The 22,409-nt window shown below is 61.7% G+C and carries 20 protein-coding genes and 1 riboswitch; of the genes, 9 read left to right on the forward strand and 11 right to left on the reverse strand.

Annotation, left to right across the window (positions count from 1 at the left end; genetic code table 11):
- The first annotated feature begins 192 nt into the window (after nucleotides 1-192).
- Complete coding sequence (locus AC3EA7_RS11575; RefSeq protein WP_488614212.1) at nucleotides 193-1,590, forward strand: hypothetical protein; 1,398 nt, start codon at nucleotides 193-195, stop codon at nucleotides 1,588-1,590.
- A gap of 12 nt (nucleotides 1,591-1,602) precedes the next feature.
- Nucleotides 1,603-2,007: a FixH family protein gene (locus AC3EA7_RS11580; RefSeq protein ID WP_488614213.1), complete on the forward strand. Its 405-nt coding sequence runs from the start codon at nucleotides 1,603-1,605 to the stop codon at nucleotides 2,005-2,007.
- A 204-nt stretch (nucleotides 2,008-2,211) separates the two neighbouring features.
- Here AC3EA7_RS11580 and AC3EA7_RS11585 read toward each other — a convergent pair whose 3' ends face one another.
- From AC3EA7_RS11585 to AC3EA7_RS11605, 5 genes are all read right to left on the reverse strand, one after another.
- Complete coding sequence (locus AC3EA7_RS11585) at nucleotides 2,212-3,780, reverse strand: double zinc ribbon and FHA domain-containing protein (protein ID WP_488614214.1); 1,569 nt, start codon at nucleotides 3,778-3,780, stop codon at nucleotides 2,212-2,214.
- 27 nt (nucleotides 3,781-3,807) lie between these two features.
- Nucleotides 3,808-5,049, reverse strand: a complete 1,242-nt coding sequence (locus AC3EA7_RS11590; protein ID WP_488614215.1) for a vWA domain-containing protein — start codon at nucleotides 5,047-5,049, stop codon at nucleotides 3,808-3,810.
- 63 nt (nucleotides 5,050-5,112) lie between these two features.
- The gene (locus tag AC3EA7_RS11595; protein WP_488614216.1) at nucleotides 5,113-6,492 is read right to left on the reverse strand and encodes a protein kinase domain-containing protein; all 1,380 of its coding nucleotides are present in this window, start codon (nucleotides 6,490-6,492) and stop codon (nucleotides 5,113-5,115) included.
- 7 nt (nucleotides 6,493-6,499) lie between these two features.
- Nucleotides 6,500-8,284, reverse strand: coding sequence for a Stp1/IreP family PP2C-type Ser/Thr phosphatase (locus AC3EA7_RS11600; RefSeq protein ID WP_488614217.1), 1,785 nt, complete (start codon nucleotides 8,282-8,284; stop codon nucleotides 6,500-6,502).
- Nucleotides 8,285-8,311: 27 nt separating this feature from the next.
- Entirely contained in the window at nucleotides 8,312-9,607 is a 1,296-nt protein-coding gene (locus AC3EA7_RS11605; protein ID WP_488614218.1) for a Stp1/IreP family PP2C-type Ser/Thr phosphatase, read from the reverse strand.
- Nucleotides 9,608-9,774: 167 nt separating this feature from the next.
- Here AC3EA7_RS11605 and AC3EA7_RS11610 point away from each other — a divergent pair, with 167 nt between their 5' ends.
- From AC3EA7_RS11610 to AC3EA7_RS11620, 3 genes are all read left to right on the forward strand, one after another.
- Entirely contained in the window at nucleotides 9,775-10,821 is a 1,047-nt protein-coding gene (locus AC3EA7_RS11610) for an ROK family protein (RefSeq protein ID WP_488614219.1), read from the forward strand.
- A gap of 72 nt (nucleotides 10,822-10,893) precedes the next feature.
- Nucleotides 10,894-11,028: riboswitch (FMN riboswitch) on the forward strand.
- Nucleotides 11,029-11,282: 254 nt separating this feature from the next.
- The gene (locus tag AC3EA7_RS11615) at nucleotides 11,283-12,110 is read left to right on the forward strand and encodes an ABC transporter permease (RefSeq protein WP_488614220.1); all 828 of its coding nucleotides are present in this window, start codon (nucleotides 11,283-11,285) and stop codon (nucleotides 12,108-12,110) included.
- A 2-nt stretch (nucleotides 12,111-12,112) separates the two neighbouring features.
- Complete coding sequence (locus AC3EA7_RS11620; protein WP_488614221.1) at nucleotides 12,113-13,156, forward strand: ABC transporter substrate-binding protein; 1,044 nt, start codon at nucleotides 12,113-12,115, stop codon at nucleotides 13,154-13,156.
- Between the two features lie 644 nt (nucleotides 13,157-13,800).
- Here the strand turns inward: AC3EA7_RS11620 and AC3EA7_RS11625 are convergent.
- On the reverse strand, nucleotides 13,801-14,070 hold the full coding sequence (locus AC3EA7_RS11625) for a hypothetical protein (protein WP_488614222.1): 270 nt from the start codon (nucleotides 14,068-14,070) through the stop codon (nucleotides 13,801-13,803).
- A gap of 254 nt (nucleotides 14,071-14,324) precedes the next feature.
- Here AC3EA7_RS11625 and AC3EA7_RS11630 point away from each other — a divergent pair, with 254 nt between their 5' ends.
- The 3 genes from AC3EA7_RS11630 to AC3EA7_RS11640 are packed head-to-tail and all read left to right on the forward strand — an operon-like array spanning nucleotide 14,325 to nucleotide 16,643.
- Nucleotides 14,325-15,767, forward strand: coding sequence for a WS/DGAT/MGAT family O-acyltransferase (locus tag AC3EA7_RS11630; protein ID WP_488614223.1), 1,443 nt, complete (start codon nucleotides 14,325-14,327; stop codon nucleotides 15,765-15,767).
- Between the two features lie 20 nt (nucleotides 15,768-15,787).
- Complete coding sequence (locus AC3EA7_RS11635) at nucleotides 15,788-16,423, forward strand: DUF192 domain-containing protein (protein ID WP_488614224.1); 636 nt, start codon at nucleotides 15,788-15,790, stop codon at nucleotides 16,421-16,423.
- A 19-nt stretch (nucleotides 16,424-16,442) separates the two neighbouring features.
- Complete coding sequence (locus tag AC3EA7_RS11640; protein ID WP_488614225.1) at nucleotides 16,443-16,643, forward strand: hypothetical protein; 201 nt, start codon at nucleotides 16,443-16,445, stop codon at nucleotides 16,641-16,643.
- Between the two features lie 10 nt (nucleotides 16,644-16,653).
- Here the strand turns inward: AC3EA7_RS11640 and AC3EA7_RS11645 are convergent, their stop codons facing one another.
- From AC3EA7_RS11645 to AC3EA7_RS11660, 4 genes are all read right to left on the reverse strand, one after another.
- The gene (locus AC3EA7_RS11645) at nucleotides 16,654-17,022 is read right to left on the reverse strand and encodes a hypothetical protein (RefSeq protein ID WP_488614226.1); all 369 of its coding nucleotides are present in this window, start codon (nucleotides 17,020-17,022) and stop codon (nucleotides 16,654-16,656) included.
- Between the two features lie 135 nt (nucleotides 17,023-17,157).
- Nucleotides 17,158-17,811, reverse strand: a complete 654-nt coding sequence (locus AC3EA7_RS11650; RefSeq protein ID WP_488614227.1) for a hypothetical protein — start codon at nucleotides 17,809-17,811, stop codon at nucleotides 17,158-17,160.
- A gap of 239 nt (nucleotides 17,812-18,050) precedes the next feature.
- Nucleotides 18,051-18,731, reverse strand: coding sequence for a deoxyribonuclease V (nfi, locus tag AC3EA7_RS11655; protein WP_488614228.1), 681 nt, complete (start codon nucleotides 18,729-18,731; stop codon nucleotides 18,051-18,053).
- Nucleotides 18,732-19,199: a hypothetical protein gene (locus tag AC3EA7_RS11660; protein WP_488614229.1), complete on the reverse strand. Its 468-nt coding sequence runs from the start codon at nucleotides 19,197-19,199 to the stop codon at nucleotides 18,732-18,734. It abuts the gene before it with no gap.
- Nucleotides 19,200-19,471: 272 nt separating this feature from the next.
- Here AC3EA7_RS11660 and AC3EA7_RS11665 point away from each other — a divergent pair, with 272 nt between their 5' ends.
- Entirely contained in the window at nucleotides 19,472-20,017 is a 546-nt protein-coding gene (locus AC3EA7_RS11665; protein ID WP_488614230.1) for a DUF7226 domain-containing protein, read from the forward strand.
- A gap of 16 nt (nucleotides 20,018-20,033) precedes the next feature.
- Here the strand turns inward: AC3EA7_RS11665 and AC3EA7_RS11670 are convergent, their stop codons facing one another.
- A complete protein-coding gene (locus AC3EA7_RS11670; RefSeq protein WP_488614231.1) occupies nucleotides 20,034-22,064 on the reverse strand; it encodes a VanW family protein in 2,031 nt (676 codons plus the stop codon).
- Nucleotides 22,065-22,409 lie beyond the last annotated feature (345 nt).

Below are 22,409 nucleotides of genomic sequence, written 5' to 3' on the forward strand. Positions count from 1 at the left end.
CGGGTCCGGTCTGCGCCCCGCCCGGTGCAACGGGATCCGTCGGGTCTGGTCTCCACCCTGCCCGACGCGACGGGATCCGTCGGGTCCGGTCTGCGCCCCGCCTGGCGCAACAGAATCCGGCGGGTCCGGTCTCAGACCTGCTCCAGCTCGGTGTGTGCGAATACCGTAAATCTGTGGTACTATATCAGCACTATGTTGTGCTTTTGTTCACAAGCGCGACGATGGCTTGCAGCCGGTGCGCTCTTCGCGCTCCTGACGCTGGCTGCTGCGCCGTCCGCCTCGGCGCACGTCGGCGACGCCGGTCCGGTCCAGACAATCGTGATGGATGCCGGTCCCTATGAACTGGCGGTCACGATGACCATCCCCCCCGCCCTTCCCGGACCGCTCCTGGTCGATATCGTTCCCGACGGCGAACCGCTGCCCGAGGTCTTCGAGATGCGCCTGACGCGCTACGGTAGCCCGTTCCCCGAAAAACCGGCGGCGTTGCTGAGTCTCAACGGCGCGCTCAGCGTGACCACCCGCCTCGACATCGATGCCCCCGGCGATTGGGAGGTCGAAATCGTTGCGCGCGGCGCCCCCGGCGAGGGGATCATGCGCATTCCTGTGACGGTGTTTCAGCCGCCGCTGCCGCCAACCACCGTTCCGCTGGCGGTTGCGCTGGGGGTGCTGGTTGTCAGCCTGCTGGCAGGCGCTGCTGTCGGTGCCGGCGGGCGCCATACCCGCCCCGGCTTTGCTGGCGCGCTTCGCTTGTTGAACTATGCCGCCTTTGCTGCGGCAACGGCGTCAGCCGTGCTTGCCTGGCTGCAATTCACGCCGCTTCAGGCGGAGACGACGCCTGCCGTTCCGATATACGGCGGCGGCGCGCCACACATCAACCTGCTGCTGGCGACCGAGCCGCAGACGCCGGATGTCAACGCGCCGCTCGTGATGACCCTCGACCTGCGCGATGGCGCTACCGGCCTGCCTGCCGATGATCTCTCGCCGCACCACGATGCGTTGCTGCACCTCGCCGTCGTTGATGACAGCGGCGGGTTCTTTGCGCATATGCACCCTGCCCGGATCGCGCCAGGAGTGTATGCGGTCACCCTGATCCCCGATCGTCCTGGCACATACACCGCGTATGCCGAACTCATGCGGCACGGCGGCAGTTTGCAGGTGGTCACGGGGCGCTTTGCGGTCGGCAGGCAGGTGCAGATCGACACCGCCCCGCCGCCTGCGTCTGGATTGGGGGTGCGCTCGATAGGTGATCTGACCGTCGAGGTGCGCGCGCAACCCGCACCGCTGCGCAGCGGCCAGTTGACGACCCTCTCGGTGATCGTGAGTGATGCGAATGGTCCGGTGCGTGATCTGGAACCCTGGTTGGGGATGGGCGGGCATCTGATGATGCGGCACGTCAGTGAGGCGCTATTCAGCCACATTCACGCTGCTGCGCCAATCGCTGCGCCTGGCAGTACGCTGCGCTACGGACCCGAACTGCGCTTCGTGCATAATTTCCCGCGTTCTGGCATCTACCAGGCGTGGTTCCAGTTCCGCCGCGCCGGTCAGGTCATTACGGTTCCGGTAACGCTCGACGTAGAAGCGGCAAAATAGACGGGTTGGTTCATGTTCCATCGAACAGTACGCCTTCGTCCTCTGGGAGCGATCCTGCTCCTCATACCGGTGCTGCTCTCCGGGTGCGCAACGGACGGGCCATTGACCGTGCAGACTCTGAGTTACAATGTGACCCTGACGCTCGAAGAGCGGCGCATGGGAGAACATCCTGCCATCGTCACCATTGAGCGCCGTGAAGGAGTGCAACCCGGACCCATCGAGTCGGTCAGCATCGTGCCGATGATGCGGCAGCACGGCATGGCGTCGCCGGAGGTCATTGCCCAGCCGCTGCCGGATGGCCGCTACCGCGCTGATGGGTTGCTCTTCTCGATGGATGGCGACTGGCAGATTGAGGTCTATATCGACCGCAGCGATGCGCGGGAAATCGCGACTTTCCAGGTGCGAGTGTGGCCCTGATCCCTGGCGATGACCGTCACCCACACCAACGCACCCTGCGCGCGGGGAGCGCTCGCCGCCGCGGGACACGCTCCGGGACGCTCCGCCCACGCTCCCTGGGTAACGGTCATCTGCACCACTGCGCCCCGCGTGCGGCGGCTGCCCACCGCCGCGGGACACGCTCCTGGACACTCCGCCTACGCTCGCTGGGTGACGGTCATCTCGTCACACCCTGAACGTCATCGTCAGGCCCCCGAATTGCAGGCGTGCGCCATCTTTCAGCGGGTGCTGCGCGCCGGGTTCGATCCGCATGCCATCCACCCGCGTATAGTTTGTGCTGCCCAGATCGACGATCGACCACTGCCCGCCGCTGTGGATCAGGCGCGCATGCTGGCGACTCACACCACCGCTTTCGCCGCCGAAGGGGGTCAGGTCGATCTCCGGGTGAATGCCGCTGATCGGGTCTTCGCGTCCGATCGTGATCTCCGCCTTGTCCATTGGAATGGGGATTTCCCCCTGTCCGTCGTCAAACACGAGACGCGCACCGACCGGCGGCGCCAGCACGGTCACAGCGGTTGCCTGAAGATCTGCATCCGCAGGCGGCTCGGTCACCGTCACAGCCGTATTGGACACGGGCGGCGCAGTGAACGGCAATGGTACAGCCGGCGGGATTGGCGGCGGCGCCGGTGGCGGCGCCGCAGGTTCAGCGACCGGCGCTGGCGGCGCAGCAGGTTCAGCAACAACTTGCTGCTGCGGCGGCGCTGCTGGTACAGACGCTTCGGCAGCCGGCGCAGCGACGCCGAGCGCTGCCAGTTCCGCCTGCGCTTTCGCCCGCGCCTCACGCGCTTCATCCAATGCCAGGGTCACAGCGTGGGGCGTCGCCGCGCCAAACGTCGCCTGTATCTGCTCGAGTTGCGCAATGATCTGCTCCTGTCGCGCAATCTCGTCGTTGAGCGCAGCAACGACGGCCGGATCAACAGGCGGCGGCGGCGGTTGCAGTGCGTCGAGTTCTGCTTGCGCCTTTGCCCGCGCCTCACGCGCTTCATCCAATGCCAGGGTCACAGCGTGGGGCGTCGCCGCGCCAAACGTCGCCTGTATCTGCTCGAGTTGTGCAACAATCTGCTCCTGTCGCGCAATCTCATCGAGCAGCGCCTGGCGTTTCGCTTCATACTCCGCCTGCGCATCAATTGCAGGGGCTGTCGGGGCAGGCGGCGGCGGGGGCGCAACCGCTTCGACCGGTGGTTCACCAGGGGCTTCTGGCGCGACAGGCGCGGCCGGCGCAGCCGGCGGGATCGGCGGCGGCGCTGCTTCGATCAGTGTGGGCATAGGTGGCTCGAAAGACGCTGGTGGAGCGACTTCGGGCGCAGGAGCAGACCATGGCGCTGCGGGCGCTGCGGCGGTAGGCGTGTCGGCAATCGACGGCGCCGGCGCAAGCGCCGCGCCACACGCATCGCAGAACCGATCGCCGGGCATGGTCTGGTGACCACAGGCCGGGCAGATCGAACCTGCAACCGGCATCGCCGGCGCCGCCATCAGGGTTGGCGCATCAATGCTGACCGGCGCTGCCTCCACGCTGGCAGGCGGTGTCGCGGTCAGCGGTATGCCGCACTCTTCGCAGAATGCCTGCCCGGGAAGCACCTGGGCGCCGCAAGACGGACAGATCTGAGGAGTCGCGGCAGGCGGCGCCGCTGATACCGATGGAACAGGTCCACTTGGTTCGAGTCGTGCGCCGCACTGCTCGCAAAAACGGTTCCCCGGCTCGTTGAGAGCGCCGCACGTTGGACACGTGATCATTCCCAATCCTCCACATGCTTCAAGAGGCTATTCTTCCAGTTTTTGCGTCAGGCGCCGGGTGGCGTAGCGCAGTTCTTTCTGGCGTTCGGCGCTCATCGCCTGACCCTGATCGAGTTGCTCCGCCTGCTCGGAGACTTTTTGCGCCAGTTCGAGTTCTCCCAGATCGAGCAGTCGCGTCGCTGCGGCGCGCAGTTTCTGAGTGGCGCCCGACAGATTGCCCGCCTCGGCTTCAGAAAGCGCGCGTGTCTGCAATTTGAACGCTGTCACCTTCTCGACCAGGTTCATCACGCGCGGGTCGTATGCCGCTTTTGCCGGGTCGGTGACGAATTCGAGCAGAACATCCTGTTTGATCACCTGCTCCGAACCGCCAACCGGCGTGTAGTGGAGTTCAGCCTGCGCAATCCGAAAACTCCCTGCTTCGCGCGCCGGAACCATCATGTCAATGACAACGCTCGATGGCGCATCGGTCTCGATAGTCCCCAGACGCACCGCAATTTCGCTATCGCCAATCGGCTGGTAGCCAAGGTTGGCGATGATCGGGCTGGTGCGGTGCACGGCGCGTGGCGTTGCGTCACGCACCAACCGCAGCAGCAGACGCGCGTCCTGTGCCACGGTGCCCTGCGCTGCGCGCACCGCATGCTGGAAGAACGTCGTAATCTGCGCCGGATCGGCGATGTAATCCGACAGTCCGCCAGTGGCTTCGGCGATGTCGTCGAGCAGCTTCTCGTTCCATTCTGCGCCAAGACCGAGCGCCGTCACCCGCACGTTGTCGCGCGCCAGTTCCTGCGCCAGCGAACGGCAGCGATCCTCATCGCCCCACGTCTGTCCGTCGGTCAACAGCAGCATAGCGCCAACCCGTCCGGGGTCATGGTTCTTGCGCAGTTCCACAATGCCGGCCGCCATCCCGCCCGACATGGCGGTGCCGCCAGCTTCCTCGATAGCATCGATCTGCGCTTTGAGCGCATCGCGGTCGGTGGCGAACGTTGCGGGCACGAGCGTCTGCACCGTGTCGTCGAACAGCACAATCGCAACAATATCCTGCGGCGTCAGCGTGTCGATGACCCGTTTTGTCGCCTCCTTCAGCGCCGCAAGTTTCGCGCCCTGCATCGACCCGGAGCGGTCGAGCACCAGGCAGAAGTTGAGCGGCGCTTTTTCGGCGACCGTCGACGCCTGCGCTTCCACGAGCAGATATGCCACCTGCGGCGATGCGCTGGCAACCAGCGGCGCGCGCCCCCACGTGCACGTCAGCGTGACCCCTGTGTTCATCATGCTCTCCTCGCGCATTCGTCCAAACAGATCTGGCTCGCCCACTCGAGCGTGCCCGGCAACTGCCTAACTGCTCGTCCCTCCCACCAGCACAAAAATGCCACAGCACAACAGACCGGTCACCAATCCGGTTGCAACAGCAACGATAGCATGCTGGCGCCCTCTGATCGTCTGCTGGGTCGCAGGCGAGAGCAGCGCGATCAATCCGAGCGGGAAGGCGAGCGGTCCGGTGGCGAACGGCAGGAATGCTATCACATAGCCGGCGTCGGCCAGTTCACTGTCGATGCCGGTCGTTGCGGCGCTAATGACAACGAGGATCGTGGCGAACCCCATGAGCAGCACACTGAAAATGCCGATCCAGCGACCGGCATTGGCGACGCCGGTGGTTGGCAATGGCGCAGAAAGCGGTTGCGCTGACGCACTGCCAGGGAGAGACGATGAGATCGGCGTCGTTTGCCTGACGGCGCCAGAGACTGCCATCCCCGGGTACGCCATCTCGGTTGGCGCGTCCTTCTGAAGGATAACCTGCTGATTGCTCGTCAATGCCTGGTAGAAGGCGCGTACATCGTGGAACCGCGCATTGGGATCGGCATTGACCGCGCGCGCAATCGCGTCGGAGATGTGTTGCGGAATTGCGGGGTTGACTTGATTGGCGGGAGGCAACCAAAACGGCGTGCGTGTCGGGTCGTAGCCGGTCAACAGTTGATGCAGCAGCACGCCGAGCGAATAAATATCGGCGCGCGGATCGGTCTGGCTCTGCCCATACTGTTCGGGAGCGCTGTACCCCAGCGTGCCGAATGCCTGTGTGTCGCGTTCCTTGCCGGGTTTGAAAATGCGCGCAATGCCGAAGTCGACGAGTTTGATACGACCATCGGGCGTCAGCATCACATTTGCCGGTTTCAGGTCACGGAAGATAATGGGCGTGGGTCGGTTGTGGAGATAGTCCAGCACATCGCAGATCTGGCGCGCCCAGTCGAGAACGCGCGGTAAGGCGAAGGGAAGACCTTCACGACGCGCAATAGCCAGGAGCGAGTCGCCAGGCACGAACTCCATCACCAGATACGCCTTGCCATCCTGCTCGAAGTGATCGACCACCTTCGGCAGTCCGGGGTGTGAGAGACCGGCAAGCAGTTCGGCTTCGCGTTGGAACGCCGCGCGCGCCTCTTGCAGTTCCAGTGGTCCGGTAACTTGCGCCTGGCTCATCTCTTTGATTGCCCAGGTCACCGTGCTGAGACGCAGATCGCGCGCGCGATAGACGGCGCCCATGCCGCCCTGCCCCAGTTTTTGCTCGATGACGTAGCGCCCCTGAAGAACCGTTTGCTGCGGTATGGCGCCGGGTGGTGCAGACTGCGATGACGATGCAGGGACGCCTGACAGTCGGGCGCCGCACTCGACGCAGAACGGTGCGCCGTCGTCATTGAGTGCATTACAGAAAGGACATCGCATAATCTATTCAGTACGACTCGAAGAATGCCAGAATGACAGCGATATTATCGTCGCCGCCGGCGGCGTTGGCTGCGTTGATCAACGCCCGGCACGCCGCCTGCGGATCGGGGTTTGCGGCAATGATGTCCGCCATTCGCTCGTCACGAACCATTTCCCACAACCCGTCGCTTGCGAGCAGCAGCCCATCCCCTGGACGCAACCGTTCGACAAAGACATCGATATCGATATTGGGTTTGTCTCCCAACGAACGCAACACCGCATTCCGTTGCGGGTGGGTGTAGACCTCATCAGGTGTGATCTGTCCGAGATCGACCAGGCGCTGCACCAGCGAGTGGTCGCGGCTGATGCGCCGCAGTTTTCCCTCCCGCAACAGATACGTTCGACTGTCGCCAACGTTGCCGATAATGGCACGATCACCGGCGACCAGCGCCAGGGTTATGGTTGTTCCCATATCATTTCCGCGACTGCGTGCTTCACGCATGACGTAGTCATTCGCCTGAAGGACGGCGCGTCGCACAATATCGCGGAGCGTGTTTTCCTTGTCCTGTGCGTCGGCATCCACCGTCGGCGCAAGATATTCGCGCTGCACCAGTTCCAGCGCGCCGCGCAGCGCCAGATCCGACGCCACCTCACCGGCGCTATGCCCGCCCATCCCGTCAGCCACGATGAACAGGCTCCAGACACGCGGTTGATTCTGGCGGATCAGGCGCAGGTCGAACGCCAGCAGACTGTCCTCATTCAGGTCGCGCACGCGGCCGGTGTCGGTGGCGGCACCGAACCGTACCCGCAGCGGTGTTGGCGCAGTATGGTACGCGATGATCAGATCGAACCGCTGCGCCAGTTCAGCCGGATCGGTCAATTGTCCGGTACGGATTTCGCGCAGCATATCGGCGAGAGGCGGTGCGGCATCGCGCGTTGCATCGTTCTCGTCGAGGCGCCGGGTGGTGCGCGGGGTTGCTGTCAGCGCTTCGAGGAGATTCGCCAGGTGCAACAGATCGGTTGCGGCGTCTTCTCCATCTGCCCGGTGCAAACTGCGCACCTTCCGCAGGCGCGTTGCATGGGTTGCTGTGATGTCCAGATCCTCCGGCTCGATGGCGCCGAGTGCAAAGCCCTGCTCGTGCAGCAACGTCATTAGACGCGCCAGATCGCGCCCGATGAAGAAGGCTTCGAGTTCGCTGAGCGGCAGTGTGAGCGACGTTGGCGGCGTTGCGGGAGTAAGCGTCAGCGTTTGATCACCATCACTCACCTGATCCCAGATGGAAGGAAAGAAGGCGAGCGTGTCGGCATCGGCGATCTGTGGCACAAGCGCCAGACCGGTCGTCGCGCCTGTCGTGATCTGTCCCCGGTAGCGACGACCGTCGAGCGCCGCGCCGCACTGCGTGCAGAATGCCTCTCCCGGTTCGTTGAGGGTTGTATCGCACGACCAGCACCGCCGCCATGGCTGGCGATCAAGCGCCTCGATCTCGTCGTCGGACAGAGCGATGATTTCGTAGCGACCCGCAAATAGTTTGGGTTCTCCCGGAGCGGCAGACGGCGCTTCCATGGCATGCTCCTTATCGCAATGCGTCGGAGACGCAGGACCCGATGTGGACGATGATGGCGGTTCGTGGGACGGCGTGGTGTGCTCTGCAACGGTTGGGAGAGGACCGGCAGGAACGGCGAATAATCGCGCCGCCAGCCAGGTATCATCGTCGGACGACGAGCGTTCGGCTGTAAGCGGTTGAGCGCAGCGCAGGCAGTAGCGGGCATTGTCGCGGTTGAGTGCGCCGCACGATTGGCAAATAAGAGGCATAGGCACACTATGATCGCATACGCATTATCATCCGAACGACGACCGTCTTCCGCCCTCGATACGCACCATCACTACACTGATGTTATCTCGCCCGCCACGCTCGTTCGCCAGGCTGATAAGGTGGGTTGCTGCACGATCAATGTCCGGGTCACTCAGGGCGATCTGAGCGATTTCCTCATCATGGACATGATTGACCAGCCCATCGGAGCAGAGCAGGACGATGTCTCCCGGTTCGAGCGCTTCGGAACGGGTATCGACATCGACCGACGGATCGGTTCCGATGGAACGGTAGAGAATGTTGCGTTGCGGATGAGTGCGCGCCTGTTCTGGCGTCAACTGACCAATGTCAACCAGGCGCGCCACCAGACTATGGTCAGACGTCAACTGCGCGGCAGACGCTCCATCGTCGGTGACGCCGTTCAGGTTCAGCAGATACGCGCGCGAATCGCCGACCGACGCGATATGCAACCGGTCGCCGACAATCAGGGCAATCGTGAGCGTGGTACCCATCCCGCGGCGCGCAGCGTCGGCGTGCGCCACATCATAAATCCGGCGATTGGCGGCGCGCACGGCGTCCCGCAGCAATGCCCGCCACGTCTCATCGGTTGGCAGCGGGTGGTTGACCGACTCGCGTTCAAGATAGGCGCGACTCACATCGGCGGCGAGATGACTGGCGCACTCGCCCGCCGCCGCTCCGCCCATTCCGTCGGCGACCAGGCAGAGGTACGCTTTCTGTCGATCAGGCAGGTCAATCTCGCCGGTGTACACGGCATCCTGGTTCTGCTGGCGCACCCGACCAGTATCGGTGCGCGCGACGATCTGAAGTGTGAACGTGCGTGGTTGCACAGGTCCGACTCCATAGTGTGGCGTGGCGTCGAGCAATGCGCCGCATCGCTGGCAGAAACGTGCGCCGGCTCGATTACCGCTGCCGCATGATGGGCATGCGATATTGAACGTGCGCAGTGCAGGCAGTCGCCTGGTAACGCGGATGGTAGTGCGCCCCTGCGCCAGTTGCTGCGACAGACTGCGCATAATCTGCGACAGTTCATCAATCGCACGCGCTGCCTGCTCACGGGTGACGGCATCGCTGCTGTTGAGCCCGCGCTTCCACCATTGCACGCTCGATTCTACCACGTTTATCAGTTCACGCAGATCGAGCGTATTGTCGCTGATCTGCAAACGTTTACCGTGCGCACGGTCGAATCGCAGCGCTCCTTCGATAGGCGGGTCATCGGTTTCCGCCGGTGGCAGCGCCGGGCGTTGCAACGGCGGCGATTGCGGCAGCGCTTGCCCGCACGTTGGGCAAAACCGCGATCGTGGCATAACCGTTGCGCCACAGAATGGACAGCGCGCGCTCAATCAATCCTCCGCCCCACGAGAAACGCATCGGTTCAAGTATAGCATGCCGGTTTCGTTTTGACATCTCTTCATAACCGACTACAATGGTGCAACCTGTTTGTTCAGCGATCCACAGGAAAGCCGGTTTGACTATGAGTGTGCAACGATACGTCTACATTGGCGCCGATGGCGGCGCCACGACCTCCAAGATCGGTGGTGTTTGGGATGATGGGACGGTAATTTCCACCAATCTGTTGCAGCAGCCAACAGGTTCGGTGAACGGTCCGGCGGCGGTGGTGCACGGATGGGTCGAGGCGATTACCGGGTATCTCGCGCAGTATGGGTTGGCATGGGATCAGGTGCGCGGCGTTGGTCTTGCCATCCCCGGTCCGTATGAGCGATTCGGCGTTCTTGGTCGCTCGCCGAACCTGCCGGAGAGTTTCGCCGGGTTCGATCTGTATGGCGCCTTCAGTACCGCTCTGGCGGAACGCGCCGGTCGCCCCATCCCGCTGGCTTTCGGCAATGACGGCAATATGGGCGGGGTCGCCGAAGCGCAGCATGTGCGGGGGAACAGCAATGCAACCGTCGTCATGCTGGCGCCGGGCACCGGTTTGGGATGCGCCTACATCGGGCGCGACGGTCTGCCGCTCGATGGCGACTCGTTGAATGGCATGGAAGCTGGACATATGCCGGCGCCGCTGCACCTGCTCGATGCCCGGCCGTACCCCTGCGGCTGCGGTCGAACATGGGGATGCTTTGAGGTCTACACGACGCTCTCCGGTTTGCCCTATTTGCTGGAAGAGCGATTGCCACGCTACCCGGATCACGAACTGGCAACCTCGATGCTCAGTATGCGCGAGCGCGCCTTTCGTCTGCGTGGGCTGGCGCAGCACGGCGATCCGCTGGCGCTGGAGATTTTCGATTTTCAGGCGCGTGCGTTGGGGTTACTCGCGGCAACCCTGGCAATGGCGCTCGATATGCAGTATGTCGTCGTCGGCGGCGGCTTGATGGACCCCGAAGCGACGACTGCCGCGTTCCGCGAACGCTACCTGCGCATCGTGCGCGAAACAGCTGATGCCTACCTCTGGGCGCCGCAGCGCGGCTTCCTGACGATCGTTCCGGCAGCGCTGGGCGACCTGCCGCAGGCGATTGGCGCTGCGCTGACCAGCCTGTATCAGCAGCGCGCCGCTCATGGCTGAACCCTGGCGCTCGTTGTGAAACCTTTCCGTCAGGTTTCTTGACAATGATGCGCGATACTGCTATACTACGGGCACGATCTTCGGGGCAGGGTGAAATTCCCGATCGGTGGTGATGTGCAGCACACTGCACCAGCCCGCGAGCCGCAAGGCAGGAGACCGGTGCAAATCCGGCGCCGACGGTTACAGTCCGGATGGGAGAAGATCGGCGAGCATGGCAGTTTCTTGATCATGATCCCGGTTATGCGCGCGTAACCGCCGGATCATGCGAGAGGCCCTATCAGGCGTTGCGTACAGCGCATACGCCTGGTTCGCTACAACAATGCCCCGAAGCCATGTGGCTTCGGGGCATTGTTTCACACAATCTGGCCTGTTGCCGGCGCAGGTTCGGATCTGTGTGCGGTAGCCTGCTCCCGTCACCTTCCCCCATCTCCCCCTGCCTCGTATCACATGCGAGGTGTCTCATGGTCAACGAACAACATCTGCCGCTGCGATCCGACCGATCGCTCCGAATAACCGCCAGGACTGTACGCCGACGCTCCGCGCGTCTGCCGGTCTGGTTGAACCTGACACTGGCGCTGGTCATCTTCCTGATTGGCTGGCAGACCCTGGTGACGATCCAGAACTACCCGCCATTCATTCTTCCCGCGCCAACGCTGGTGTTCCAGCGCCTGGCGACGGAACTTGCAGGCGAAACCTTGCCGCGCCATATCGCGGTCACCGTTTCTGCTGCACTGAGCGGTTTTGGCATCGCCCTGGCGATCAGTCTGTCGCTTGGCTACATGCTGGCGCATGTGCGCGCCTTTGATCGGGTGCTGACCCCGCTGCTCGCCGCCAGTCAGGCGGTGCCGATTGTGGCGGTGGCGCCACTCATTGTGCTGTGGGTCGGTGTGGGGATGGAGTCGCGTGTGCTGGTGGCGACGCTTGTAACCTTCTTTCCGATTCTGAGCGCAACCATTGTCGCATTCCGCAGCGTTCCGCGCGAGTTGATCGACATGGCGCGGATCAGTGGCGCGAACCGCTGGCATCTGCTGCGCTGTGTGGAATTGCCGCTGGCGCTGCCGGGCATCTTCGGCGGCGTCAAAGCCGGGCTGGCTCTGGCGACGACCGGCGCGGTCGTCGGCGAGTTCGTCGGTGGGCGCGATGGACTCGGCGCGCTGATCAACATCGCGCGCGGTTTGTTCGATACGCCGCTCATGTTCGTGTCGCTGACCGTGCTGGCGGGCATCACGCTGATCCTGTTCCTGATCGCGCTGATGATTGAACGCCTGTTGATTACCTGGGAGGTATAACGATGCAACGCCTGGTTGTTCTCCTGATGCTGACGTTTGCGCTGATAGTGGCCGGTTGTGGCGCGATGCCAGCCGCAGCGCCGGCCACGCCGCCCGCCGCAACGACGCCGACCGGGTCTGCGGCGCTGCGCCCGGTTGTGATAGGATTTCCGTACATTCCGAATGTCCAGTTCGCCCACTTCTACCTGGCAGACGCCAAAGGCTACTACGAAGCCGAAGGACTCGACGTGTCCTTCGACTATAACTTCGAGACCGACGTGGTGCAGCGTGTAGCGCAGGGGACGTTGCAGTTCGCGATGGCGTCGGGCGACTCGGTGTTGCTGGCGCGCTCGCAGGGGTTGCCGGTCGTGACCGTGATGACCAACAGCCAGCGCTTCCCTTCCGTGCTCTTCAGCAAAGCGGAAGCGAACATCACCACGCCGCAGGACCTGACGCGCGATGGGGTGACGGTTGGCATTCCAGGGCGCTTCGGCGCCAGCTGGGTCGGGCTGCTGGCGCTGCTCTATGCCGAGAAAATCCCGCGGGAAGCGGTCGATATCCAGGAGATCGGCTTCACGCAGGTGGCAGCGGTTAGCGAGGGGAAGGTGACCGTGGCCACGGGGTATGGCAACAACGAACCGATCCAGCTCGAACGGCAGGGCATCCCGGTGAATGTCATCCGTGTCGCCGATTACTTTCAGCTGGCTTCCGACGGGTTGATCACCAGCGAGCAACTGATAACCGGCGAGTCCGACACGGTGCGTCGATTCGTGCGCGCGACCCTGCGCGGCATGGCGGATGTGATTGCCGATCCTGACGCCGCATTCACCACTGCGCTCGACTATATCCCCGAACTCAAGAGCGCCGATCAGTCGACGAAAGACTTGCAGCGCGCCGTGCTCCAGGCGACGCTGGAGTACTGGCAGAGCGACAAGACGAAGACCGAGGGGCTGGGGTTCTGCGACGAGACGAACTGGCGCCAAACCTACGTCTTTCTGCGCGAGAGCGGACTGCTGACAACCGATGTGGACGTGACAAAGGCGTTCACCAATCAGTTCATCAAGTAGACGGCGGGATTACATGAGGGGATCGAGGGGAACGCCATCACCCTCGATCCATTGACAGGCACGTATTACTCGCCACGCGAATCGATACTGATACTCATACGCGGCCATTCGTCATACTGCCGGGGCGCGCAGCGGGACGCCGGGGCGCTGCGGGCTAAAGCCCTTGCTGAGCACGCGGTTCGGCCGTGCTCACCGCACGTGAAAGCCCCGCCGGGGCTGCTGATGCCAATGCGCAGCCGTGCGTCCACGATACGACTGCCGGTGCGCGTTGACCGTTGTGCCTTGCGGACCGAACTCTCGAACATCTTGTCTGACTGACCGCAATTTGGTATGAGAACATCATCCGGTATCGCTCGGTGAAGCCCGCGCAGGCGGGCTTTGCAATCGTAGCCTGCGGCTTCAGCCGCCGGGCGGATTGCCAACGCGCGTTGAGGATCGTTGCGCCGTGCAAACCGAACCCGCGAACATCTTGTCCGACTGATCGCCAGTGAGCATGACAAAGAAGACCTCGCCCTCAGCAACGTCTGTAGAGCGACTGTTGGACCAGACAACCACCGTAGAGCGTTCCACGCTTGGACGATTAAGCGTCTCTGCTACGAACTGACTATAAGCATCCGGTGACTCAAGGGCTGAAGAAATCGTCATTAGTAGGCTGGCTGAATCCGTAAAGAATCGACGACGCTGCGCTGCATCAGTTGTGCGTCATAAGCGCGCTTGCGGCGCAACCACGTTTCATAAATGCCTTTCCATCGGCTGAAATCAGCGCGGGTCTCGTCATAATCATCGTAGCGAGCGAGCCGACCTGCTGTCAGGGCAGTATAAAAATCCGCGCTGAGCACGCCATACTTTTCCTCGTAAAGAGTTAGGCGACGCTCCAGGAGCTTCATCTCAATAACTAATTCGTGACCATCCATAGCGTCCCTTATCTCTGTACAAGGTTTACCCGCCATGTACTTATCTGCGCCTGCCTGCGGATATCACTGATGAACAGTTCGCATGTTCACGCACTATAGATCACTGCCTGCCCGTTGTAAAGAAAGACGAAGTTGCACGACCCTGCATCGTTGACATTGCGCCCGCCTCAGTGTAGGATAATGCAGCGGCGGCGCACGCTGCCGCTTTCCGAGTCTATCCGCTGATATGAAGCGACATGCGAGTAGAGCAGACTATGGCAGCGCGACGAACTGAGGCATTTTCCAGCGCCGACGCCGCGTGGCTACGGATGGAAGATCCGACAAACCTGATGATGATCACCGGCGTGCTGATGTTTGATGAGCCGCTCGATATTGCACGGCTCCATCGGGTTATCGAAGAGCGTCTCCTCGTGTTTGATCGCTTTCGGATGCGGGTCAAATCGGAGCGTTCGCCCAATGCGCCGCCGGAATGGGAGTTCGACCCGTATTTCAACCTCCATGCCCATATTCACCGGATCGCGCTGCCTGCGCCAGGAGGCAAGCGTGAGTTACAGGCGCTGGTCAGCGATCTGATGAGCACGCCGCTCGATTTCAGCAAACCGCTGTGGCACTTTCATATTGTCGAAAATTACAATGGCGGCAGCGCCGCTCTCTGCCGGTTGCACCACGCTATTGCCGACGGGATCGCGCTGGTGCAGGTGCTCCTCTCGTTGACCGATGAGCAGCGCGATGTTCCGCCTGCCGTCGCTGGCATTGGGCGCAGAGAGGGTGATAACAATCCTATCGAGGCATTCCTGCTGCCGGCCATCCGATCATTGAGCAATACACTGGCAAGCGCTGGAGCGCTGGTCAACGGAAGCCGCGAACTGCTGGAAGACCCCACGCGCATGATCGACGTGGCGCGCACCGGGGTTAGCGGCGCGCAGGCGTTGAACAAACTGCTCTTCATGCCTCCCGATCCGCCGACACTGTTCAAAGGAGCGCTCGGCGTCCAGAAACGCGCCGCCTGGTCAGAGCCGATCCCGCTTGACGACGTCAAACGTGTTGGCGGAATGTTTCGCTGTACTATCAACGACGTGCTCCTGAATGCGATTGCCGGGGCGCTGCGGCGCTATATGCTAGGCCGCGGCGCCATCGTCGATGGTCTCAACATCCGCGCTGTGGTTCCGGTCAATCTCCGTCCGCCGGGACCGATCACCAGACTCGGTAATCATTTCAGCCTGGTGTTCCTCGACCTGCCGGTGGGGATTGAAGACCCGTTCGACCGCCTGCTGGAACTGAAGCGCCGTATGGAGGGTATTAAGAGTTCGCCCGAAGCCGCCATCGCCTTTGGCATTCTCAACACCATTGGCGTTATGCCACAGCAAATGGTGGAACTGGTCGTCGATATCTTTGGCAGCAAGGCGACGGCTGTCATGACGAACGTCCCCGGTCCGCGGCAGCGCATCTATCTCGCAGGCAGCCCGATCCGCCAGATCATGTTTTGGGTGCCGCAGGCGGGGCATCTGGGTTTGGGGGTCAGCATCTTCAGTTATGCCGGCAACGTGTTGATCGGTATTGCGGTCGATGCCGGTCTGGTCCCGGATCCAGACACAATCGTCGAAGCGTTCCACACCGAGTTCAGCGACCTGCTGCGCCTGGCGCGGATTGTCACCGGCGACGCAGCGCCCGAATATGCGCGCGCTGCGGGGGAATAGCATCCATGGGTCGCTGGCGCATGGTTTGCAGATATCGACGCGCAGCACCGGCGCTCTGGCTCATTCTGACGCTACTGGTCGCGGCGGCGTGTAGCCGGGCGCCTGCCGCCGGCGACGCGACGATTGCTGCGACAACGGCGCCTTCACCAACAGCCGGAGCGTCCTCCTCTTCAGGCGCATACCCGGCGCCAGAAGCAGCGTACCCGGCGCCGACGGTTGTGGTTGTTGCGCCATCGATTGGGGGAACAAACGCGCCGGAAGCAACGGTTGTTCCCGACGCGATTATTGAGATTGTTATTGGTGAGCATCGCCTGGAAGCCGAGGTGGTCGCCACGCCGGAGAAGCGGAGCGTTGGGCTGATGTTCCGTGACGTTCTTCCCGAAAATCGTGGCATGCTCTTCGTCTTCGCCGGTCCCTACACCGGCTCATTCTGGATGCGTAATACGCGCATTCCGCTTTCGATTGCGTTCATCAGCCAGGAACGGCGCATCCTCAATATCGAAGATATGCAACCGTTCGATGAGATCACGCAGCACGCTCCGCAAGGAGCAGCATTCTACGCGCTCGAAGTGAATCAGGGATGGTTTGCAATGCGTGGCATTCAACCTGGCGACGAAGTCGTGTTCGAACTGCCGCCAGATCTGATCGTGAGGTAAGAACCGGCGAGGTGGTATCATGAAGCAAGAGATTGACCCCCGTGAGAAAGCAAATGTTGTACGTCGTATGGTCCGATCAGGGACGGAATTGCCATACGAAAAGCGCGAGGCACTACTGCGGCTGCGTCAGCGTGTCGAGCAACTCTGGCAGAAACGCGAAGAAGCCCAGGCGAAGCGCACCAACGACTCCAACACAACGACTGAAACCCCCAACTCTTGACCCCTAACCCCTAATTCGCCTGCCTGCCGACTGCTCCTGAACCGATCTTTTGCGCCAGTTCGTCGTTGGGGGTCTGGCGCAGCAGGGTCACTAGATGATCGGCAGTAATCGGTCCTTCTTCGAGCAGAGAACAGATCAGCGTCGCGCGCAACTCACGCATATCGCGCGCCACAACCCGAAACATTTGCGCAAACTGTGCGTGATACCACTCGTTGTGTCGTCGTAATTCCGCCAGTTCGTCCTGGAGTTGCGCAATAAGGATGGTCTGATGATTGAGCGCGCGCTGCATGTCGAGGAGTGCACTGGCAACCAGGCTCATCTGGTCAGGGGTCAGTGAATGGAAGTAGGGTGGAGGACCATTAGACAACTCGGATTGCATAGGCGTCTCCGAAGAACATTGATTCGGACGCCCAGCGGGGCGCCGCAAGGATAGCATAGCACCCACTCCCGGAGAGTCACAACGTGACCTTGGTACTACTTTGTTATAATCTGGTAAAAAGCGATGATGGACGTATTACAACGCACTGGCGCGTTTACGAAAGCGACGCGCTTGGGATACGGTGCGGGGCGGTTCTACGGGCAAAGCGCCGAGTTCACGAGTCAGCAGGGTCTCGAGCAGGGTATCATCAGTATCGGGGGAGGAAAGGAGTGATGCCGCCGAACCGGCGTCCTGCCCTGGCGCAGCGCCCTCTGGAATGCCATCAGTATTGGCAAAGGAAGAGGGTGATACCTGGAGGCGCAGGGCTTCGATCTCGGCGATCAGGCGACGATTCTCGCGTTCCAGTTCCTGAATGCGCCAGGATGCGTCCTGCTGGTTGTGCTGCGGTTCAGTCTGACCGCGAAGCGCTTCGATCTCGGCAGTCAGACGCTGGTTCTCGCGCTCCAGGATGCGGCTGACCTGGTTGGCGGTCTCCAGTTCCTGCTGAAGCGTGTGCTGTATTTCGGCTGCGTTGCGTTCAGCGTCTTCCAGGCTGCGACGCAGCGCAATCAGTTCGTGTTCTTTTCGGATCAGAGATTCCTCGAAGTGCGCCACCAGCAATGCCAGTAACTCCTGAGAGGTTACTTCTTCCGGAGTCTCTTCGGGATCGAGGATTTCAACATTGTCAATCACGACATGCCGTTCGTCTGGCGTGGCATGGTCCGAAGCATGGTCCCACTGATCGCGCATGGTTTCCTCGCGGTGTGCTCCATCCTGGCAAATGAGGCTTTTTTCAATCGTGTGCCTCATACTAGCTGCACCAGATGAATGCTCTGTGATCATGCACAGCAGGCGTCTGGTGCAGCGTACGTGGCGCATTCGAGCGCTCTGGCGCATCTGAATAAAGAGCCGTCATGCGGCTCGTCCGTGAGGCGACTGCGCAACTCCTGTGAATGACACTACGATATGGCGCCGTAATGACATTCTCGTTATCGGGGAATACGTCCATGCGACGCCAGTGCATCAGCGGCGCGGGTGGTCTCCGGCAGGCGATGGCGGGTCACGCACGCCATGACGAAGTGAATTGCCGTCTCCAGCGAGACGCGGTGCCCAATGGAGACGTAGACCGGTCGCACACCGGGTCGGGTGCGCACTGCTGCTCCTACAACTTCATCGTGATCGCGCAGCGGCGTCCATGCGCCGCGCACATCGGGCAGAGGAGCGTGGGCGCCAACCAGCAGCGATTTGGCACACCCGATTGATGGCAGATCGGTAAGGACGCCGAGATGGCAGGCGATGCCACAGCGCCGGGGGTGCGCCAGACCGTGTCCGTCACAGATCAGCAGATCGGGCGTAATACGCAGGTTTGCAAGCGCGTCAAGCACGGCAGGCGCTTCGCGGAACGAGAGGTAACCGGGAACATACGGGAAACTGATCTGCCGGCGTGCAACTGCATAATCGAGCGCTTGGAGCGACGGGAATGCCAGCACCACAACCGCCGCCAGCGCACTGTCGCCGCTATACCCGGCGTCAACGCCAGCAACGGTGCGGATTGGTCCGAAGGCGTCGTGAGCGATAACTCGCGAGCGTATCTGCTCCTGTATGGCGCGCGCCTCATCGAGATCGGCGGGCCAGGAATGATTGGCGGATGTCTTCATGGCTGCACCCATCTAATGACGCAGATCATCCGGCAGGCGTTCCAGCCACCCTGCATCCAGCACACCCCACAGCCCAAGCATGATTGCTTCAGCCGCGTCGTGGCGGAGCGCCGTCGGTCGCGGCGCACCCGACCAGGCGATGACTCGCCGCGCCAGCGTCTCGGCAATACGTTTTGCCTGATCGCCATTGCGTTGCTCGCGTTCGTACAGCAGCGCGCGCCGCCAGGTTTCGGCGCTGACCACGCGGACGGCCATGCCGCGCCGTCCGGCTTCTCGCATCCAGATATCCGCCAGTGGTCCGCCCCCTTCGATATAGACCCATTCCAGGTCCATCGGCTCAGCCAGAACGCCAGCGACGCCGCGCCGCAGGCGAGCAGCGCTGCCGAAATTGTGCGACCCATAGCGGCGCAGTTTGCCGTCGTCGCCGTACACAGCGAAGCCGGTGCGCAACCCCAGATCGATGGCCAGTAACGAGGGCATAGCGCCATTATAGTCGAAGTCGTATGCAATTGGATCTTGACACACATGTTCCGGTGTGGTATACAAGAGGTAAGAAGGTTAGAGGTGTGAAGGTTGCGACGTTGCACCGCAACATTGCGAGGCGTTGCACGTTACCCGTTGAACGTTTCAGGTGGAAGATTGCAGGGTAGGAAGGAGTTCCTGACCTGTGACCCCTAACCCCGATCTGGTTCTCGGTTCTCAGTTCTCGGTTCTCAGTTCTCGGTTCTCAGTTCTCTTCATGCAGGTACGAGATGAACACACTGGCAACGAGCGACATTCCCCAGGCAGATGTGTTGTGGCACGTGGCGCGTGTTCCAGAGGCGATTGTGCGCGGGCACACGACGCATGAGGCAATCGGCGCCTATCTTGGCGCAAAGGGGCAGCGTCAGGGTCTCTATTATGCTCAAGCGGCGCGCGTGCTCGGTCTGGTGGGTGAGCCAGAGGAGGACGGGACGGTGCCGCTGACGCCCTACGGTCGGGCATTTGCCCAATATGATCGTTCTGCGCAAAGCACCGCGTTGCGCCGTTTGTTACGCGAACAGGAGCCGACCCGCTCGGTCCTGCGCGCCATTCGTGAGCGTGGCGGCCTCGATTACGACGGTATTGCCGCTGTGTTGCGCCAGCTTGCGCCGCTGGCGGAAAGCACGGCGCGTCGTCGGGCGCATACCGCCGCTGCCTGGCTCGTCGTTATCGGTCTTGCCGCCTGGCGCGACGGAAAACTCGTGGCTGTCAGCGCGCCGCCAGAGAGCATGGGATGGACAGTAGCGCGGCGCCGGGCTGGCAGCGCCGCGTGGTGATCTCCCTGTTCGTCTCTTACCCATTCGGTTGCGGCGATTCGCCGGGGTTCTGCTCAGGTTGTGGTTCAACTCCGGGCGGTGGCGGCGGTTCGGCGGGTTGCTCAGCCAGCGGCGGTGCGGGTTGCGCCGGTTGCTCACCTGGGGGGAACGGGATGATTGGCCTGCCGTCGGGACCGATGTCGGCAGGGTTCAGAGTATAAATGTTGGGCCATGGTCGGAAGCGGGTGCGGAATAACTCAGGCGGACGCGGCACACCATTCTCTACCACCAGACGATACACATCAATGGTCATACCGCCACGCGCCTTATCGGTGTGCTTAATCGTACCCTGCGGCACTTCGGGATCGGCGACAAATACCGGCTCAGTTGGCGCGGGTGTGCGATCATACACTTTGTGAGTCAGATCAACTGTCCGATCAGGCTTTGTGCCGTACAGCTCAATCTGTGCCACACTGGTCCTCGGGTCCGACCACGCCTGGATCAGCAGCCACGCGCCGGTATCATTCATAAACTTCAGGTCCGGTCCACCGGTAAAGATCGTCGCGTCGAGACCGGGACCATTCCCGCGGGGACCGAGAGCATATTTGTCGTACCAACTGATGTAGAACGAATGTCCCCAGCGTTCGGTGATCGGCAATCCTGCCCAGAAAGCGGCACGGAACAGCGTGGTCGAGTCCTGGCAGATGCCGCCGCCGAACTCCTGCTGCGTCCGGTTTTGAATGATCGCCGCGCCCTGGACAAATCCATTGGCGGCATTGATCTGCCCAATGTTCTTGTTGAACGAGAACTCTTCGCCAGGTGCAATCAGCAATCCATTCAGCAGTTGCATACCGACGCCGATGTTATGCACACGATAGGCTGCTGAGCCGGTGAAATCGCTTTTGCCGACGCTCACCAGTTCACGGATGCCTAGTTGATGGAGGTTGGCTTCGGTGATCGGCGGATCAGTGGCGACCATGGGCAGTTCAAACGTTCTGTCGCGCCCGGTGAGTGCGGCGAGCACCATATCACGGGCGCGCGTTTCATCGAGACGCAGCCCTGGCTTGCCAGGTTTGGTAATCTTGAGATTGCCGTTGTTCCACGCCACACGCGGGCGGGTGCCCGGTTTCTCGGTTTCGACCGCAATGTGATGAATGCGTTGTTCGATGGCGCTCTGGTTGAGTGTCACGGCAATCTTGTCATCTTCGTCCGAAGGAACGCGCTCGATAATGATCAGATCCGCAAGTTCACTGACCGTCCATTCATACTCATTTTTCCCCACCCGCAGCAACAGCGGACCCTGAAGGATCGTCTCGATTTGTGATCGTGCGGCAGCGACGGCGGCATCGTCGAGGCGGGGCGGCAATTCACGGGTCTGAAGCGGAATGGTGGCAGGCACAAACGCCTGCAATTGCTGTGATATCTGCGTTAGAGTTGCATCGACCAGCACCTGTCGACCGATCACCGAGCCGACAATCGCCACCTGCTCGCCATCGAAACGCACCTGGGCATCGGCGGGGGCGCGCTCGATCTCGCGCGCCAGTTGCGCCAGATACGCCTGGGCTCGCATTTCGTCGTATGAGACGCGCAGCGGGACTTCGAGACCATGCTGCCAGATTGCGGTCATTTCCTGCACATCATCGATCAGTCTATTGCCGCGCCCGGCATTGTATGCCGTCTCGACGGCGCCGCGAAAATCGAACGTCATCCCCAGATCGTCGAGGGTTGGCGTCCACTGGCGGTCGCCATACGTGATGATCAGCGGTTGACGGAGGAACGCTTCATAGCGCGCCCGTAGCGCGTCCTCCGCCTGGCCTGGCGTCATCTCACCCACTGCAATGCCCTGGATCGAAATATTCGGATAGATTCGCCCTTCATACGACCGATGGATGTACGCCACACCACCTGCAAGCCCCAGCACGATAAGCGCAAGCACTGCAAGCGCAAACCACAGCCATCGGTGGTCGCGACGGCGCGGTCGCTGTACGCGCGGGCGCACTACGGCCGGAAAGCCCTCACGCTCTGCCGTCTCGGCTGTTGAGGAGAAGTGAACGCGGTCAGCCGACACGTAAACCTCCAGTACAACAAAGTTGCCAGGAATGTCTGAAACCTGGCAAAGGGACACTTTGAGGAAATCGAGATGCGCGTCTGCGGTGAGATGCCAGAGACCGTCTCACAGGGACGCTGTACCACTATACTTCAAACAGGCGTATACTGTCAATGATCAGAAACTGATAGATGTGGTATACTCCACCTATACTCGCAATAAACAGGATGTCGAGCAGGCGCTGACGTACTACGTCTTCGTCGTTTACACCGTGACGCTGGCGGACATCCGTTCAGACCTGCGTTGCGATGGGATCGCTGAGAACCTCCTGGATTGCATGTTGTCTGTCGTGAAGGATACAGATCT

Source organism: Roseiflexus sp., from assembly GCF_057785375.1.

Bases quoted from the DNA above. Each gene is read 5' to 3' on its own strand.
- AC3EA7_RS11575 (WP_488614212.1), top strand. From the start codon at position 193: ATGTTGTGCTTTTGTTCACAAGCGCGACGATGGCTTGCAGCCGGTGCG.
- AC3EA7_RS11580 (WP_488614213.1), top strand. From the start codon at position 1,603: ATGTTCCATCGAACAGTACGCCTTCGTCCTCTGGGAGCGATCCTGCTC.
- AC3EA7_RS11585 (WP_488614214.1), bottom strand. From the start codon at position 3,780: ATGATCACGTGTCCAACGTGCGGCGCTCTCAACGAGCCGGGGAACCGT.
- AC3EA7_RS11590 (WP_488614215.1), bottom strand. From the start codon at position 5,049: ATGATGAACACAGGGGTCACGCTGACGTGCACGTGGGGGCGCGCGCCG.
- AC3EA7_RS11595 (WP_488614216.1), bottom strand. From the start codon at position 6,492: ATGCGATGTCCTTTCTGTAATGCACTCAATGACGACGGCGCACCGTTC.
- AC3EA7_RS11600 (WP_488614217.1), bottom strand. From the start codon at position 8,284: ATGCCTCTTATTTGCCAATCGTGCGGCGCACTCAACCGCGACAATGCC.
- AC3EA7_RS11605 (WP_488614218.1), bottom strand. From the start codon at position 9,607: ATGCCACGATCGCGGTTTTGCCCAACGTGCGGGCAAGCGCTGCCGCAA.
- AC3EA7_RS11610 (WP_488614219.1), top strand. From the start codon at position 9,775: ATGAGTGTGCAACGATACGTCTACATTGGCGCCGATGGCGGCGCCACG.
- AC3EA7_RS11615 (WP_488614220.1), top strand. From the start codon at position 11,283: ATGGTCAACGAACAACATCTGCCGCTGCGATCCGACCGATCGCTCCGA.
- AC3EA7_RS11620 (WP_488614221.1), top strand. From the start codon at position 12,113: ATGCAACGCCTGGTTGTTCTCCTGATGCTGACGTTTGCGCTGATAGTG.
- AC3EA7_RS11625 (WP_488614222.1), bottom strand. From the start codon at position 14,070: ATGGATGGTCACGAATTAGTTATTGAGATGAAGCTCCTGGAGCGTCGC.
- AC3EA7_RS11630 (WP_488614223.1), top strand. From the start codon at position 14,325: ATGGCAGCGCGACGAACTGAGGCATTTTCCAGCGCCGACGCCGCGTGG.
- AC3EA7_RS11635 (WP_488614224.1), top strand. From the start codon at position 15,788: ATGGTTTGCAGATATCGACGCGCAGCACCGGCGCTCTGGCTCATTCTG.
- AC3EA7_RS11640 (WP_488614225.1), top strand. From the start codon at position 16,443: ATGAAGCAAGAGATTGACCCCCGTGAGAAAGCAAATGTTGTACGTCGT.
- AC3EA7_RS11645 (WP_488614226.1), bottom strand. From the start codon at position 17,022: ATGCAATCCGAGTTGTCTAATGGTCCTCCACCCTACTTCCATTCACTG.
- AC3EA7_RS11650 (WP_488614227.1), bottom strand. From the start codon at position 17,811: ATGCGCGATCAGTGGGACCATGCTTCGGACCATGCCACGCCAGACGAA.
- nfi (WP_488614228.1), bottom strand. From the start codon at position 18,731: ATGGGTGCAGCCATGAAGACATCCGCCAATCATTCCTGGCCCGCCGAT.
- AC3EA7_RS11660 (WP_488614229.1), bottom strand. From the start codon at position 19,199: ATGCCCTCGTTACTGGCCATCGATCTGGGGTTGCGCACCGGCTTCGCT.
- AC3EA7_RS11665 (WP_488614230.1), top strand. From the start codon at position 19,472: ATGAACACACTGGCAACGAGCGACATTCCCCAGGCAGATGTGTTGTGG.